Raw genomic sequence first — 16,855 nt, forward strand, 5'->3', positions numbered from 1 at the left:
AACATATCAAAATGAAAAATCAACATACATCCTTGTTTCAAAAGGACCAGTTCATAGAAGCGCTGAAGGATTCTTTTGTCAAACTAAGTCCGTCAAAAATGTTCTGCAATCCTGTCATGTTCCTGGTATGGATCGGCACGCTGGTCATGCTGGGCGTCTGCATCTGGATCGCAGCGGCCGGGGGCACAGCGCAGGGATCACTCGCGTACAATATTACCATCACCTCCCTTCTTTTTATCACCCTGCTGTTTGCCAATTTTGCAGAGGCAATCGCAGAGGCACGTGGAAAAGCCCAGGCCAACAGCCTGCGTAAAACAAGAGAAGAAACTCCTGCAAAAAAAATAGAACCGGTCGGCGAAATGACGCTGAATGAGGTCCGTATTGTCCCCTCCTCCGGTCTGCAGCTCAATGACATTTTCATCTGTGAGCCGGGTGATATCATTCCTACAGACGGAGAGATCATTGAAGGACTGGCCACCATCGATGAAAGCGCCATTACCGGGGAAAGTGCACCGGTTATCCGCGAAGCCGGTGGTGATAAAAGCTCAGTTACCGGTGGCACCAAGGTGTTATCGGATAAAATAAAGGTAAAAGTGACCACGCGTCCCGGCGAAAGCTTCCTGGATAAAATGATCGCCCTTGTGGAAGGCGCCTCGCGCCAGAAAACGCCAAATGAAATAGCGCTCACCATCCTGCTGGCAGGATTTTCACTCGTGTTCATCATCGTGTGCACCACATTAAAACCTTTTGGCGATTTTGCCCATACACCCATTACCATCGCTGCGCTGATCTCTTTATTTGTTTGCCTGATCCCCACTACCATCGGCGGGCTGCTTTCTGCCATTGGTATCGCGGGTATGGATCGTGCATTAAGGGCCAATGTGATCACCAAAAGCGGTAAAGCTGTTGAAACGGCCGGGGATATCGATGTGTTGCTACTGGATAAGACAGGAACTATTACCATCGGCAACCGGAAAGCCACACATTTCTGGCCGGCAGCCGGCATCGGCGACCAGGATTTCATTGAGGCGGCAGTGCTCAGTTCTCTGGCAGATGAAACACCTGAAGGAAAATCCATTGTGGAGCTGGCTTCCGGCCTTCATAAGGACAAAAACTATATTCCGGATACACAGCAACAGTTCTTTGCAGAACACAGCAGTTACAAGCCGATCCCGTTCACCGCCGAGACCCGCTGCTCCGGCGTGAACTTCAATGGTATTCATATCCGCAAAGGTGCTATGGATGCCATTACAAGACTGGTACAGAAAGCCGGTAATATCATCCCGGCGGAAACCATGATCAAAACAAAAGAGATCGCCAGCAACGGCGGAACGCCGCTGGTTGTGGCAAAAAGCGACCGGGTACTGGGAGTTATCGAATTGCAGGATATTATTAAACCCGGTATACAGGAACGGTTTGAACGGCTGCGCCGGATGGGGATCAAAACAGTGATGGTGACCGGTGACAATCCGCTTACCGCAAAGTTCATTGCCGGGAAGGCCGGGGTAGATGATTTTATCGCAGAGGCCAAACCCGAGGACAAAATGAATTATATCCGCAGTGAGCAGGCAGAAGGCCGCCTGGTGGCCATGATGGGCGACGGCACCAATGATGCGCCCGCCCTTGCACAAGCCGATGTAGGTGTGGCTATGAACAGCGGCACCCAGGCCGCTAAAGAGGCAGGTAACATGGTAGACCTCGACAACGATCCTACAAAGCTGATCGAGGTTGTAGAGATCGGGAAACAATTGCTGATGACCCGCGGCACACTGACCACCTTTAGTATTGCCAACGATGTGGCCAAATATTTTGCCATCATCCCGGCCCTGTTCATAGCAGCCATTCCTTCGTTGCACGGGCTAAATATCATGCGGCTGCACAGCCCGGAAAGCGCGATCCTTTCGGCAGTAATTTTCAATGCGGTCATTATCCCCCTGCTGATTCCCCTGGCGCTAAAAGGTGTGGCCTACAAACCCATCGGCGCCAGCGCCCTGCTGAGAAGGAACCTGTTTATTTACGGTCTCGGCGGCATCATTGCTCCCTTTATCGGTATCAAACTGATCGACCTGCTGGTGGGACTACTCTTTTAAACAACAGTCCGCCGGCTATTCGCCGCCAATAGCATCTTACTATTCATTTTTTATTCAAAAAATCAACAATGAAACATATCATTCCCGCCATACGCCTGACACTTATACTGATGGTACTCTGTGTAGTGGTCTATTCACTCCTGTTATCAGGCTTTGCCCAACTTACACCGGAAAAAGGAAAAGGAGAAAAGATCTCCGGCCGTAATGGCAAAAGCTACTATGCCAATATCGGACAACGTTTCGACAGCGTCATTTACTTCAGTTCGCGCCCTTCAGCTGTAGCCTATAACGCCGCAGGAAGCGGCGGCAGCAACAAAGGGCCCAATAATCCCGATTATCTGAAAGAAGTGCAGCAACGGGTTGAGGATTTCAAACAAAAGAATCCCGGGGCTGCAATCCCCGCCGATATTGTAACAGCAAGCGGCAGCGGACTGGACCCCGATATTTCCGTTGCAGCTGCAAACGCCCAGGTAGTACGGATCGCAACAGCCCGGAAGCTGTCGCAGCAGACCGTTCAGGAGTTGGTAAACAAACATATCGACCGGCCGGTGCTGGGGCCTCAGAAAATAAACGTACTGAAGTTAAATATCGATCTGGATCAACTCGGTCATTAAACCCTTTATAACCCCATAACCGGCACCTTCATGTTTCTGCCTTTCAATAAAACCAGGCCGGAACAACGGTACCTGACCCCGGAGAAGCGCTCAAATAACAAAGAAGAAAAACAAAATGTATGAACAGCAGAACAATCCGCAACCGCATTATTTACCTCGCAATGGCTGCTCCATTGATCACCTTTCAAAAAGCAGCGGCACAAACTGAAAATCCCGAAAGGCTCCTCAAGATCAGTGGTTATGGCGAAGCCTTTTACAGCTATGATTTCGGAAGACCGGCCAATCATATCAAACAGCCCTTCCTTTACAGTTACAACCGGCACAATACCTTCAATGTAAACCTGGCCCTGGTTAAAGCCAGCTACACAACAGAGCGTATAAGAGGCAACATCGGCTTAATGACCGGCACCTACAGCAATGATAATATGGCCGCTGAAAAAAACGTACTAAAAAATATCTATGAGGCCAATGCGGGTTTCAAACTCTCAAAGACCCGCAATCTCTGGATCGATGCGGGTGTTCTTCCCTCGCATATCGGCTGGGAAAGCGCCATCGGAAAGGATTGCCAGACACTGACCCGCAGTATCGCAGCAGAAAATTCGCCCTATTTTGAAACCGGCGCCCGCCTCTCATACACTTCCGGTAACGGCAAGTGGTACATTAGTGGTCTGCTCTTGAACGGATGGCAGCGCATTGAACGGGTGGAAGGAAACAATACCCTGGCATTTGGCCACCAGCTCACTTTTAAGCCCACCGATAAGATAACAGTGAACAGCAGTTCTTTTATTGGCAATGACAAACCGGATAGCGCCCGGCAGATGCGTTACTTTCATGATCTTTATGGTCAGTTCCTGCTGTCGCCCCATTTTTCACTGACGCTGGGATTTGATATCGGTGTGGAACAAAAGGCCAAAAAAAGCAGCGGCTACAACAGCTGGTATACGCCCGTGGTGATCGCCACCTGGTTTAACGAGAAATGGAATATTGGTTTACGGGGTGAATATTTTGACGACCGCAATGGGGTGCTCATTGCCACGGGTACGGCACATGGTTTTAAAACGATCGGGTATTCAGTAAATATCGATCGCAAAATAACCGATCAGTTCGTATGGCGGATCGAGGGCCGCGGGTTTAACAGTCGCGACCGGATCTTTTTAAACCGCGATCTTCCGGTAAATAATAACTTCGCAATTACAAGTTCCCTGGCATTCTCTTTTTAAATACCTGTCATCATGGAAGCAGCTGCTGATTTTTTAAAACTCATCCGGAATAACAAACGCGGCCGGTTTAAAATCTATATCGGCATGAGTGCCGGTGTGGGAAAAACCTACCGCATGTTGCAGGAAGCCCATGTATTGCTCAGGAACGGGATCGATGTACGCATCGGTTATATTGAAACCCACCGGCGCGAAGAAACCCACGCGTTACTGGAAGGTCTTCCTGAAATTCCCCGGCGGAAACTCTTTTATAAGGGGAAAGAACTGGAGGAAATGGACACAGATGCCATTATCAACCTCCGGCCGGAAGTGGTTCTTGTAGATGAGCTGGCGCACACCAATATAGAAGGAAGCCGGAACAACAAACGCTGGCAGGATGTGCGGGATATCCTCGATGCAGGTATCAATGTGATCTCAGCCGTGAACATCCAGCACATTGAAAGCCTGCACGAGGACATCCTGGCCATCACCGGCGTTAATGTAGCAGAACGGATCCCGGACAGTATTATTAAAGAAGCCGATGAGGTCGTAAACATCGATCTGCCTTCCGATGAGCTGATCACCCGGCTGAAGGAAGGCCGGATCTATAAAAACGACAAGATCCAATCTGCGCTCAATAACTTTTTTAAGCACGACAATATCCTGCAACTGCGCGAGCTGGCACTAAAAGAAGTGGCTTCTGCCGTGGAACGGAAGGTAGAAACAGAAATCGTAAAACTTCCATTGCAGCAGGAACGGTTTATGGCCTGTATCAGCAGTAATGAAAAAACGTCCAAGACCGTTATCCGCAAAACCGCACGCCTGGCTAATTATTATCACAGCAAATGGTATGTACTGTACATAGAGACCCCTTCGGAAAGTGCCGATAAGATCCGGTTGAATAAGCAACGGTACCTGATCAATAATTTTCAGCTGGCCACAGAGCTCGGTGCGGAAATTATAAAGATAAAGGCCGACCGCATTGCAGCCGCGATCGTGGAGCAGGCCGAAGAGCGGAAGATCACCACCATTTGTATCGGCAAACCGCATTTGAGTCTGATGCAGGTCATTGCGGCTACCAATATTTTCAATAATCTTTTAAAAAAACTAAGCGACAGCCAGATCGATCTGGTGATACTGAGTTAATGTTGTTTTATTTTTGCTTATGCATAAAAATTAAAAAATGCGTATTCAAACAAAATTAGTCCTGGGTCTGGGTGCGCTCTTTGCGTTGGTGGCTTTCCTCGCCATCCTTTCGGGTATTTACATCAACCGGCTTTCGGCAGAAACAAAAAATATCCTGGTGGCTAATTACAATTCCGTTTCGTACTCCCGGGAAATGCTGCTGGCGTTGGACGAAGGCATTCAACAGCCCTATATCCAGCAAAAATTTGAGGCGCAGCTGAAACGCCAAAAAGAAAACATAACCGAACCCAATGAGCTCGAAGCTACAGAGCGGGTAAATGCCGACTTTGAGCGGATCAAAAATATGCCGGGTGATACCCTGCTGATCCGCCAGATCCGGAAAGATCTTGCAGATATTATGCTGCTGAATATGCAGGCCATTCAACGGAAAAGTACCATTGCCGGGAAGACCGCAGATAAAGCCATTGTCTGGATCGCCGTAAGCGGAACCCTTTGCTTTATCATTGCTTTTACCCTCCTGCTGAACCTGCCCGCTGCCATCTCCAATCCCATCAGAACCCTTACCTCAAGCATCCGCGGCATCACTTCAAAAAACTATTCACAACGGATCTATTACAACAAACCTGATGAGTTCGGCGATATGGCAAAGGCCTTTAACACCATGGCGCAAAAACTGGAAGAATACAATAACAGCAACCTGGCCCGGCTGATGAGTGAAAAGCAGCGCGTGGAAACACTGATCAATAATATACATGAACCGGTGATCGGTCTGGACGAAGCCAAAAGGGTCATTTTTATCAATGAAGAGGCCTCCAGGATCACCAATACCCAACCTTCGGATGTACTGGGAAAACCGGTCCAGGACCTTGCGGTAAGCAATGACCTGATCCGGATGCTGATCCGGGATTTTTTTGAACCGGTAACGGCACACGAGCCCCTGAAGATCTATGCCGACAACAAAGAAAGTTATTTCGAAAAAACGATCATTCCCATCAGCATCGTTCCCACGGGCGAAAAAGAGGCGCAGCACCTGGGAGATGTGATCTTTCTGAAGAACATCACCCCTTTCAAGGAGCTGGACTATGCAAAGACCAACTTTATCGCCACGGTTTCCCATGAACTCAAGACGCCCATCTCCTCAATAAAAATGAGTGCCCAGCTGCTCGAAAACGACCGGATCGGCAAGTTGAACACCGAACAAAAAGAGCTGGTAGAAAGCATACAGGATGATGCGGCCCGCCTGCTGAAGATCACCAGCGAACTACTGAACGTAACCCAGCTGGAAAGCGGTAAACTGGAGCTACAGTCCGTACTATGCCGTCCGGAAGAGCTGATCGGCAAGGCGGTTCACATCAATGAAACAGCCGCAGCTTCCAAGAACATCCGCATTCAGACGGTGCTGCAGGAAGACCTTCCTTTTTTAAATGCTGATGCGGATAAAACTTCATGGATCTTCAGTAATCTTATTTCCAATGCCATCCGTTACAGTCATGAGAACGGTTCCCTTACCGTAACAGTTGCTGCCAGCGGGGACGAGGTCGTTTTTACCGTTAAGGATTATGGCCAGGGCATTGCACCTTTCTATCTTGATAAAATATTTGACCGTTATTTCCGGGTTCCCGGTTCCAAAAAAGAAGGAACAGGTCTGGGATTGTCGATCAGTAAGGAACTGATCGAAGCGCAGGGAGGACGCATCGATGTTGTCAGTGAATTTGGGGTGGGCACCGAATTCACGGTACGCCTGCCTGCCGCCGGAAAATAAGCATCCCGTCTTTTGCCGGTCGCCGGAAAAGGCAGGATGCTGTATCTTTAGGTCATGATCACACCCGAATTTTATGACAACCTCACTCCCTCTGAGGCCGTTGCCCTTCAAAAAGAACTCCGCGAAAAGATCGATCTTACGCCACGTCCGGCTCCTGTACAGTTTATCGGCGGAGCGGATATTTCATTCAACAAATATGAAACAACAGTGTATGCGGGCATTGTGGTGCTGAAGTACCCGGAGCTGGTAGTGCAGGCACATGCTTCTGTTACCTGCACCGTACAGTTCCCTTATATTTCGGGGTTACTGGCATTCCGGGAAGTACCGGCATTGTTAAAAGCATGGGAGGCGCTTTCCTTAAAACCCGATGTGCTGGTGCTGGATGGTCATGGTATCGCACATCCCCGCAGGCTGGGCATTGCCACACATTTTGGCATCATAAAAAATATACCGACCATAGGTTGTGCCAAAACCCGGCTTACTGGCAACTACCAGGAGCCCGGTAACCGGCGACTGGATCATACGCCCCTGTTTGACAAGCAGGAAAAGATCGGATCCGTTTTGCGTACCAAACCTAATTGTAAACCCATATTCGTGTCCCCCGGCAATAAGGTCAGCATGGACCAAAGCCTGGAGCTTATCACCCGCTGTTGCGGCAAATACCGTATCCCCGAGCCCACAAGGCTGGCACATATGCTGGTAAATCAGGGACGGGTGAAAGCGAAAGGTAGCTGATAGCTATCAGTTGTTAGCCGGAAGCGCTGTTTAGTGCCGGACTTTCAGGGCAGCAAATGCTGAAGCCTGGCTGCTGAAAGCCGGCAGCTCAAAGCTGATATCTGGGTGCTGATGCCTATATTTGTTCCCTATGAGGTGGGGGCATCATAAAAAGACCATTCTTGTACTTTCTTCTATCCTGCTCTTTTTTTTGGGCAGCCTGGTCGTCGTGCGCTGTTCCCAGCCCGACAAAAAAAAAGACAGGGAAACGGTCAATGAATATGTAGGAGATGCCGCCTGTATCAGTTGTCATAAGAGCGAACACGATCAATGGAAACTGTCGGATCATTTTAAGGCCATGCAGCCTGCCAACGATTCTACCGTGTTGGGAGATTTCAATAATGCTTCTTACACCGCCGATGGCGTCACCTCCCGGTTCTTTAAAAAAGACGGCCGGTTTTTTATCAATACAGAAGGCCCCGACGGGAAGAACCATGATTATGAAATCAAATACACATTTGGATACTACCCCCTTCAGCAATACCTGGTGCAGTTCGACAAGGGCCGCATGCAGGCCACCCGTCAATCCTGGAACAGCAAGGATAAAAAATGGTTCCAGCAGTATGCAGGACAAAAAATAGCTGCCAACGACTGGCTGCACTGGACGGGTAACGGACAAAACTGGAACACCATGTGTGCTGAGTGCCACAGCACCGACCTCAAAAAGAACTATAATGCTGAAGCAGATACGTATAATACCACCTACAGCGCATTAACAGTAAGCTGCGAAGCCTGTCATGGTCCGGCCAAACAGCATATTGATTATATCAACGGCAGCGCTTACAAGGATGGCGATAAACAACCCGGTTCCTATTTAAGGGCGCCCCGGAACAGCAGCCAGCTCTCAGAAATACAGACCTGCTTCCCCTGCCATGCCCGCAAAGGCAATATCAGCGCGGATCTGAAGAACAGCAATGAGATCCTGGACGATTATCTTCCCGAGATCCCCACAACGGAATTTTTTCATGCAGACGGACAGGCCGATGACGAAGACTACACCTATGCCTCTTTTCTTCAAAGCAAAATGTATAAGCACGGTGTAAAATGCAGCAACTGTCATAACCCGCACACGGGTAAGCTGCTGATCGCAGGGAATGGCGTTTGCCTGCAGTGCCATGATAAGAAATACGACGCTCCCACCCATACCTTCCATGCGGTGAACACGGCAGGCGCTGAATGTAAGAACTGCCACATGCCGGGTAAATTCTATATGGGCAACGACTGGCGGAACGACCATACTTTCCGTGTTCCGCGACCGGACCTTTCTGTAAAATACGGTACCCCCAATGCCTGCAATAACTGTCATACGAGCCGGTCCGCAGCCTGGGCAGAAACTGCCGTAAATAAATGGTTCGGTCCCGACCGGGCGTATCATTTTGCAGAGGACCTGATCCCCGGAAGCAGCATGGATGCCGGCAGTCAGGCCCACCTGTTGAAATTATTACAGGATACTGCCACACCGGCCATCATACAGGCAACTGCGGTGCATTATCTGTCTGGCCTGCCGGGAGGCGATCATCCTGACAGAAGCGTGTTGCAACAGCTGAACCATAAAGATGCCCAGGTCCGTTACCGCGCGGTTACCGGGTTAAATAATTTCGCTCCTGCCCTGTGGCGGGATCCCATTCAAGAGCTGCTTACCGATAAGGTACGCGCCGTGCGCATTGCTGCCGCCAACCTGGTATTGAGCGCCAATGATGCCGACCTGATCGCCGGGCTGGGTACCGCGTATACCAATGCCCTTGCAGAATTAAACAATTATGTGCTGTATCAGACAGACTTTGCCTCAGGTAATATCATGGCGGCTGATTATTATCTAAAACTTAAAAACTACCAGAAGGCCGAATCCTTTTACCTGAAAGGGCTGCAGAAGGACCCGCAGATGAACTATGCCCGGCTGAACCTCTCCACTGTTTATAATATTACGGGCAACAACCAGGCGGCCCTGCAAACACTGGAAGACGCAGCACGCATTGACCCCAAAAACGACCGGGTCTATTTTAACCTGGCATTGCTGTATAACGAGCTGAATCAGCCGGAAAATGTAGAAAAAAGCCTGAAAAAGGCCATTGATCTCAAAACGCTCAATCCGCGGGTCTATTATAATTACGCGATCCTGCTGCAGCAACGGCAGCAATACAAGGAAGCAGAACAACAATATTTACACGGACTACAGCTGGCACCTGCGGACGCAGACATCAATTATGCGCTTTGTGTGCTGCACCTGCAGCAGCAAAACCCCGCCGCTGCCATGCCCTATGCTGCTACGCTTAAAAAGTATTATCCCGGTGACCAGCGCTTCTTCCAGCTTTGGCAACAACTGGGCATGTTATAAATTATTGCAAAAGACAGCCGCAGGCTGTATGACCGGTTTAAAAAACGCCATTCAACCCGGCATTGCACCCTTCAGTAACAGACACAAAAGAGCATATAAAAAGGAGTATTGCAGGTCATACAATACTCCTTCATACCGGTTACGGCACCGGCAAAATATGTTTAACAGGATCAGACCGCTTTTCGCTCAGGTCGCTCCAGCAGCAGGTTCCATACCACGGCCGCCAGGATCGCTCCGGCTATGGGTGCTACTATAAACAACCATACCTGACTTAATGCCTCTCCGCCTTTAAGCAGGGCAGGGCCGATACTCCGCGCTGGATTCACAGAAACCCCAGTTACGGGTATTCCCACAATATGGATCAGTACCAGGCTGAGCCCGATGCTAAGGCCGGCAAAACCTCCATGGATATTCTTAGTGGAAGTGGCACCCAGGATCACCAGAAGGAAAATAAACGTAAACATGATCTCGGCAATCAGCCCGCTCTGAAGGGAATACTTCTGCGGAGAGAATTCGCCATATCCGTTCTGTCCCAGTCCGCCCATATAGTCAACCTTACCGCTGGCGATCAGTGACAGCAGAGCAGCTCCGATAATGGCACCGATAATCTGTGCCAGGATGTAATAGGCAGCCTCCCCGGCTTTCATACGACCGGCAGCAACCATGGCAATCGAAATGGCCGGATTGATATGACATCCGGATATGTGACCGATAGCATATGCCATAGCGACCACACTTAACCCGAAAGCAAAGGCAATTCCCAACAGGCCAACGCCCGTCGTTCCGTCAGCACCGGCAATTACAGCGCTTCCGCATCCCATAAGCACCAAGACCATCGTCCCGAGCAGTTCGGCGAAAAACTTAGATACAGCAGTTACCTTCATAAGATTTATGTTTTAAGGATGAATAAACAAATTCAGGCCAACACAAAAAACCCTGGCAGCTTCAACTAATTTTTGAAGTTACTAAAACTCCGGAACTGTTCCGGCATTACGTCCTACTAATTTAAAAGAAATTTGCCCTACCGGCAAGCACGGCTTTCTCATGCCCTTCCACAGCAAAAACCGAACCAGATATCGGTCATCATTTTACAGCCTCCGCAAAAATAGTTGTATACAGCTCAGGGGAACCGTTTGAATACGGTATAGCGAAGCACCATTTCAAGCAGCAATAAAGCCAGTGCAGCCAGCGCCAGCGGCAGGAACATTTCTTCCGTTTGTTTGTACCGGATCACTTCCACTTTTGTTTTTTCAAGTTTGTTGATCTGGTTATAAATCGCCTGCAACGAAGACTTGTCTATTGCATGATAATATTGGCCGCCCGTTTGACCGGCGATCTTTTTCAGGAGGTCTTCATCCAGAAAATTCCGCACGCCGGAGGCCATTTGCTCTTCGGTAAATTCACTTACACCCAGGCCGATACAATACACCCGGACATTATGAGACTTGGCGATCTCCAGGGCCATGTTCGGATCAATGATACGGGTAGGCGGTGCATCCTCTTTTCCATCGGTGAGTAATATGATCACTTTGGTCTTGCTGCTGCCCTTGCTGATCCGGTTCACTGCGGTCGCCAGTCCCTCACCGATCAGCGTTCCGGGCTCCAGGTATCCGCCATCCATCACTTTGAGATCATTCAGCTGGTTGAGCAAGGTAGCTTTGTCTGGTGTAAGCGGCACCTTGGTAAAGGCTTCTCCGGAAAAAATGACCAGGCCGATCCGGTCGGTAGGGCGGTTCTTTACAAAATCGATCGCCACTTCTTTTGCCACAGTAAAGCGCCGCGGTTTTATATCCTGGGTAAGCATGCTTCCGCTTACGTCCATCACCAGCATAATATCAATCCCCTCTCCCTCACTGCGTGAAAGATCCTGCTGGTGTTGCGGCCGGGCCAGCGCAGTAACCAGGCAGGCAATAGCAATAAGACGCAGTATGAAGGGCAGGTGCCGGAACCTTGTTTTAAATGTACCGGGAATTTTAAGCTGCAGACCCGAAGTAAGAATGGCACTTCTGGCCCGTTTTCCGTTCTTAACATACTGGGCTATCAAAAACGGAATGATCGCCAGAAAAATAAAATTCTCCGGCCAGATAAACTTAATATTTTGCAACCAGTCGTAAATCATTTTTTATTTGTTCCTTCATCGGTTTCCACCGCCGGCTGGGCGGCCTGCTTTGCCTTTATGGCATTTTTGATTCCTTCCTCGATATGATCCACACCATGGCTGATGACCTCATAGGCCGATTGCGCCTCCGCATCCTCGGGATCATATTTTGCGAATTTTACAAGATCGCAGAGAGACAACACCTGCTCCAGGCTCCGGTAGAGTTGCTCATCCCTGAAAAGCGGATGGATCTTTTCTACCAGGTCTACCGATGTCTGCTGCAATGAATTTACGCGGGCCCGTTCTGAAAGATAGGCCCTGAGGATCTCAACAAGCCGCGCATAAAAACGGTTCTCCGGCACCCTTGACGCTTTTAGTTCGCCCAGTTGCTGTTTGGCCCTGGCATAAGCTCCCTTATATATTTTTGCTGCCTCCCTGGGTTTCTTCTCACCGGTCATCCAGTAAACGGCAAGTGTAACCAGTACCAGCAGCAGGGCCACCATATACCACCATTTCTCAAACTGCTTGCTCAGCCGGAAAGGCACCGACCGGATGTCCTGGATATCGTGATAAGGCTGACTGGGATCGAACGGTTCTGTAAACACCACATCCATCAGGATCGCTGCTGTTTTTATATCGGTTTCCAGCACCAGCGGCGGGATCACCCAGCGCCCGGAATCAAAACTGGTAATACGAAAATACTGCCGGATCACCTGTTTCCCGTCAATGGTTTCCTTTACAACACTGTCCTTATCCAGGAATTCGAAATGCGGAATGGTATCAATCTTAAGCGGATGGATCTTAATATGGAGGGGTGCGCGGATCTCGGTAATCAGTGAAACAGGTTCGCCAAGCAGGATCTTATTCTTGTCGGCCGCAGCGCTCACCACTATGTCCTGGGCGGAGAGTGCCACGCTTAAACCTGTCATCAGCAGACCGGTCAGAATAATTAAACAAGCTCCTTTCTTGAACATCCGTTGTATCTTCTTTATTTAATACTTCCTTTTACACGGCTCTTAAAAAAACGCCTGAGTACATTGATATAATCGTCACCGGTTTTCAGGTGCAGCAGATCACTGTTGGCTTTTTTAAACACGGCCGCGCAATAAGCGGTGATCCTGAAAAATTCCTCTTCATATTTCCTGCGCACAAAGGCATTTCCGGAGTCCACCCATTGCAGCTCGCCCGTCTCCGCGTCCATCAGCTGGATCAGTCCTGCATCCGGCAGTTCCTTATCCATGCGATCGTATAATTTAATACCGATCAGATCATGTTTTTTTCCGGCAACACGCAAGGCATCTTCATAGTTGGAGTCGATAAAATCGCTCAATACAAAAGCGATACAGCTTTGTTTCATCGCATTGGTCAAAAAGCGGATGGCCGCTGCAGTGCTTGTTCCCCTGCCGGAAGGCGCTATGCCCAGCATTTCCCTTACTATAAACAACGCATGTTGCCTTCCCTTTTTTGGCGGAACATACATTTCGATGCGGTCGCTGTAGAATACCGCACCCACCTTATCGGCATTGGCTACCGCCGAAAAGGACAACACCGCTGCAATCTCTGCAGCCACATCGCGTTTACGACCATAAGAAGTTCCGAACAAACCGCTCCGGCTGATATCGATCAGCAACATTACCGTCAGCTCCCGCTCCTCCTCAAAAATTTTGCTGTAAGGATGACCGATGCGGGCAGATACGTTCCAGTCGATAAAACGGACATCATCGCCCGGGGTATACTCGCGAACCTCCTTAAACGACATTCCCTTTCCCTTGAACGCACTATGGTACTCCCCGGAAAAAAGCTCTGTTGCCAGCCTCTTGCTTTTGATTTCCAGCTCCCGTACTTTCTTTAATATTTCTTCACGTGTTCGCACTTTGACATTTCAGATTTGAGACTTGAGTTAGCAGCATTCAGCTCCCTACGGCACATTCACCGCTTTAAGCACTTCATCAATAATATTCTCTGCGGCTATATTTTCCGCTTCTGCCTCATAGGTGAGCCCGATCCGGTGCCGCAGCACATCGTATACCACACTCCGGATGTCCTCGGGGATCACAAACCCGCGCTTGTTTAAGAACGCCTGGGCCTTGCCCGCCAGTGCGAGGTTAATACTGCCCCGGGGAGATGCCCCGTAGGAGATCAGCGGCGCCAGCTTTTCCAGCTGGTAGCGGCCCGGGTAACGGGTAGCAAAAACAATGTCCAGTATATACCGCTCTACTTTTTCGTCAAGATAGATTTCGCGCACCAGGGTCTTGGCATTTAAGATCTCCTGGATGCTAACCACCGGCCGGATCGGAGGCAGCTTTTCCCCCTGTACATTGTACCGTAGGATCAATTGTTCTTCCTGCATCTCCGGGTAACGAACGATCACTTTCATAATAAAGCGGTCCACCTGGGCTTCCGGCAGCGGATAGGTACCCTCCTGCTCCAGGGGATTCTGTGTTGCCAGTACCAGGAACGGATCGTCCAGCTTATAGGTGTGTTCACCAATGGTTACCTGCCGCTCCTGCATGGCTTCCAGTAATGCAGACTGTACTTTAGCCGGGGCACGGTTGATCTCATCCGCCAGGATAAAGTTGGCGAAAATGGGGCCTTTACGCACCACAAATTCATTTTGCTGCTGGTTATAGATCAGCGTCCCGATCACATCCGCCGGAAGCAGATCGGGGGTGAACTGGATCCTGTTAAAGGCAGCCTGTATTGCAGTTGCCAGTGATTTGATGGTAAGCGTTTTTGCCAGCCCCGGAACCCCTTCCAGCAATACATGCCCGTTGCTCAGCAAACCGATCAGCAACCGGTCGAGCATATGATGCTGCCCTACAATTACCTGACCGATCTCCTGCCTCAAAACATCTACAAAGTAGCCGGCCCCTACGATCCTTTCATTTAACTGACGTATTTCTTCTCCCGTTTTTGCCATGGCGATAATTTCTGAATTTCGTATTTCTGTTTCTTATTCCGATGCACCTGAACGGTACATTTTGATGCGATCATTTATTCCTTCAGCAAATAATTTGCCGAAAAGCAATCTTAATCGTTGTTTTCAGGGCCGGATGCCCTGTTTTCGGCCATACGGGCGCCGGATCAGGAAAGGTATTTTCCTACCACCGGCATCCTTCTTCCCATTCCGAATGCCTTGTAACTTACCCGTATGATCGGACAAAACTGCTTCCGCTTGTATTCATTCATATTCACCATCCGCAGGATCCGGTTCACCAGCGCGGCATCAAAACCCATGGCTTCAATTTCCCTTGGCCCTTTCCGGCCCTCTATGTATTCCACCAGGATCGTGTCCAGGTCGGCATAATCAGGAAGACTGTCGCTGTCCTTTTGCCCCGGCCGCAATTCTGCCGAAGGTGGCTTGCTGATGATATTGGATGGAATAATCTCACCGTTCCGGTTGATATAATTGGCCAGTGCATAGACCTGGGTCTTATAAACATCCCCCAGTACGCCGATCCCTCCCGCCATGTCGCCGTACAATGTGCCATACCCGGTAGCGAGCTCACTTTTATTGGAGGTATTGAGTAAAATGTTCCCGAATTTATTGGATAAAGCCATCAGCAGGTTTCCCCGGCTCCGGCTTTGGATGTTCTCTTCTGCCACATTAAACGGCAGACCTTCAAATTGCGGCGCCAACACGCCCATAAAGGCCTCATAAACGGGCTTAATAGGAAGGGTATCAAACGGGTTGCCGAGGTTCCTGCTTAATTGCTCCGCATCTGAAACCGAATGGGTGGTAGAGTATTGGGAAGGCATAAGGATCGCCCACACATGCTCCTTTCCCAAAGCAGCCACTGCAAGCGCCTGCACCAGTGCACTGTCGATACCACCGGATGCGCCCAGTATGGCTTTTGTAAAACCCATTTTTACAAAATAGTCCCTGATACCCAGCACCAGGGCCTGGTAGATCTCTTCGATATTTTTTTCGTCCGATAAATACCCGAGCGTATCTTTTCCCAAACCCACTTCTGCAGCCGAGAAAAAGATCGGCGTTTCCGGTGCATCTTTTGAAGCAGCAGCGGTAAGCGCGTCAAGTGTCGTTACAAAAAAATCTTCTTCAAAATAGCGGCATTCTTTGATCTTGTTCCCCGACCGGTCGTATACCAGGCTGCCGCCGTCAAACACGACTTCTGTCTGTGACCCCACCGTATTACAGTAGATCATGGGCAGACTGTATTTCAGGGTATGAGCCTTTACAATACTGTTCCGTACCACATCCTGCGCATAGTTATAAGGGGATGCAGACAGGTTGATCATAATGTCCGGCGCCTGCCCGATCAACTGATCCATCGGCGTGATCCGGTAGAGCGGGTTTTCACCCATATTCCAGATATCCTCACAAATGGTAACAGCCAGCTTTTTTCCGCGGAATTCCAGCACCTGCCATTGATCTGCGGGTTCAAAATACCGGCATTCATCAAAAATATCGTAGTTCGGCAGCAGGGTTTTATGTGTTACGCCCTTAATGGCTCCGTTTTCGAGAAGGAATGCGGCATTATAAAGATCCTTGCCTTCCGTTTTTTCATTACGGCAGGGCGCCCCGATCAGCACCCCGATCCCGTCTGTATGAGCGGCAATATCATTTACAGCCGTTTCACAGGCTTTGATAAAATCATCAAATTCAAGAAAATCCTGTGGCGGATACCCACAAACACACAGCTCTGTAAATACAACCAGGTCCGCTCCTTCTTCCTTAGCCTGCCGGATCCCGGCGATGATCTTCCCAACATTTACCTCAAAATTCCCAATATGATAATTCTGTTGCGCTAAAGCAATTTTCATCGAGTATCCTTTAATAATTACAAATGTAACCTTATGAGAACAAAGAATAAAGCCA

13 protein-coding genes are annotated in these 16,855 nt (G+C 49.4%); 7 read left to right on the plus strand and 6 right to left on the minus strand.

Translation table 11 applies throughout. The features are described from left to right. Nucleotides 1-11: 11 nt before the first annotated feature. From kdpB to K7B07_RS25565, 7 genes are all read left to right on the plus strand, one after another. Nucleotides 12-2,090 carry a potassium-transporting ATPase subunit KdpB gene (gene kdpB / locus K7B07_RS25535; RefSeq protein WP_223713380.1) on the plus strand — a complete coding sequence of 693 codons (2,079 nt, stop codon included), beginning with the start codon at nt 12-14 and terminating at the stop codon, nt 2,088-2,090. Between the two features lie 68 nt (nt 2,091-2,158). After that, nucleotides 2,159-2,704: a potassium-transporting ATPase subunit C gene (locus K7B07_RS25540; RefSeq protein ID WP_223713381.1), complete on the plus strand. Its 546-nt coding sequence runs from the start codon at nt 2,159-2,161 to the stop codon at nt 2,702-2,704. Nucleotides 2,705-2,823: 119 nt separating this feature from the next. Continuing rightward, on the plus strand, nt 2,824-3,924 hold the full coding sequence (locus K7B07_RS25545; protein WP_223713382.1) for a porin: 1,101 nt from the start codon (nt 2,824-2,826) through the stop codon (nt 3,922-3,924). Nucleotides 3,925-3,936: 12 nt separating this feature from the next. Further along, on the plus strand, nt 3,937-5,046 hold the full coding sequence (locus K7B07_RS25550; protein WP_223713383.1) for a sensor protein KdpD: 1,110 nt from the start codon (nt 3,937-3,939) through the stop codon (nt 5,044-5,046). 37 nt (nt 5,047-5,083) lie between these two features. Then, a complete protein-coding gene (locus K7B07_RS25555; RefSeq protein WP_223713384.1) occupies nt 5,084-6,808 on the plus strand; it encodes a HAMP domain-containing sensor histidine kinase in 1,725 nt (574 codons plus the stop codon). Between the two features lie 54 nt (nt 6,809-6,862). Then, nucleotides 6,863-7,543 (plus strand): deoxyribonuclease V, encoded by a 681-nt coding sequence (nfi, locus tag K7B07_RS25560; protein WP_223713385.1) that lies wholly within the window; start codon nt 6,863-6,865, stop codon nt 7,541-7,543. A 130-nt stretch (nt 7,544-7,673) separates the two neighbouring features. Beyond that, nucleotides 7,674-9,917 (plus strand): multiheme c-type cytochrome, encoded by a 2,244-nt coding sequence (locus tag K7B07_RS25565; RefSeq protein WP_223713386.1) that lies wholly within the window; start codon nt 7,674-7,676, stop codon nt 9,915-9,917. 170 nt (nt 9,918-10,087) lie between these two features. On the opposite strand, the gene aqpZ is transcribed toward K7B07_RS25565, so the two are convergent. The 6 genes from aqpZ to K7B07_RS25595 form a co-directional block, all read right to left on the minus strand. Beyond that, nucleotides 10,088-10,801, minus strand: a complete 714-nt coding sequence (aqpZ, locus tag K7B07_RS25570) for an aquaporin Z (protein WP_223713387.1) — start codon at nt 10,799-10,801, stop codon at nt 10,088-10,090. A 236-nt stretch (nt 10,802-11,037) separates the two neighbouring features. Then, nucleotides 11,038-12,036: a vWA domain-containing protein gene (locus K7B07_RS25575; RefSeq protein ID WP_223713388.1), complete on the minus strand. Its 999-nt coding sequence runs from the start codon at nt 12,034-12,036 to the stop codon at nt 11,038-11,040. Next, the gene (locus K7B07_RS25580; RefSeq protein WP_223713389.1) at nt 12,033-12,989 is read right to left on the minus strand and encodes a hypothetical protein; all 957 of its coding nucleotides are present in this window, start codon (nt 12,987-12,989) and stop codon (nt 12,033-12,035) included. The genes K7B07_RS25575 and K7B07_RS25580 overlap by 4 nt, the downstream gene beginning before the upstream one ends. Nucleotides 12,990-13,003: 14 nt before the next feature. Then, complete coding sequence (locus tag K7B07_RS25585; RefSeq protein ID WP_223713390.1) at nt 13,004-13,888, minus strand: DUF58 domain-containing protein; 885 nt, start codon at nt 13,886-13,888, stop codon at nt 13,004-13,006. Nucleotides 13,889-13,933: 45 nt separating this feature from the next. After that, on the minus strand, nt 13,934-14,935 hold the full coding sequence (locus K7B07_RS25590) for an AAA family ATPase (protein ID WP_223713391.1): 1,002 nt from the start codon (nt 14,933-14,935) through the stop codon (nt 13,934-13,936). Between the two features lie 164 nt (nt 14,936-15,099). Next, on the minus strand, nt 15,100-16,800 hold the full coding sequence (locus K7B07_RS25595) for an NAD+ synthase (RefSeq protein ID WP_223713392.1): 1,701 nt from the start codon (nt 16,798-16,800) through the stop codon (nt 15,100-15,102). Nucleotides 16,801-16,855: the final 55 nt, after the last annotated feature.

Origin of the sequence: Niabella beijingensis (assembly GCF_020034665.1) — a bacterium.
GTDB classification, from domain to species: domain Bacteria; phylum Bacteroidota; class Bacteroidia; order Chitinophagales; family Chitinophagaceae; genus Niabella; species Niabella beijingensis.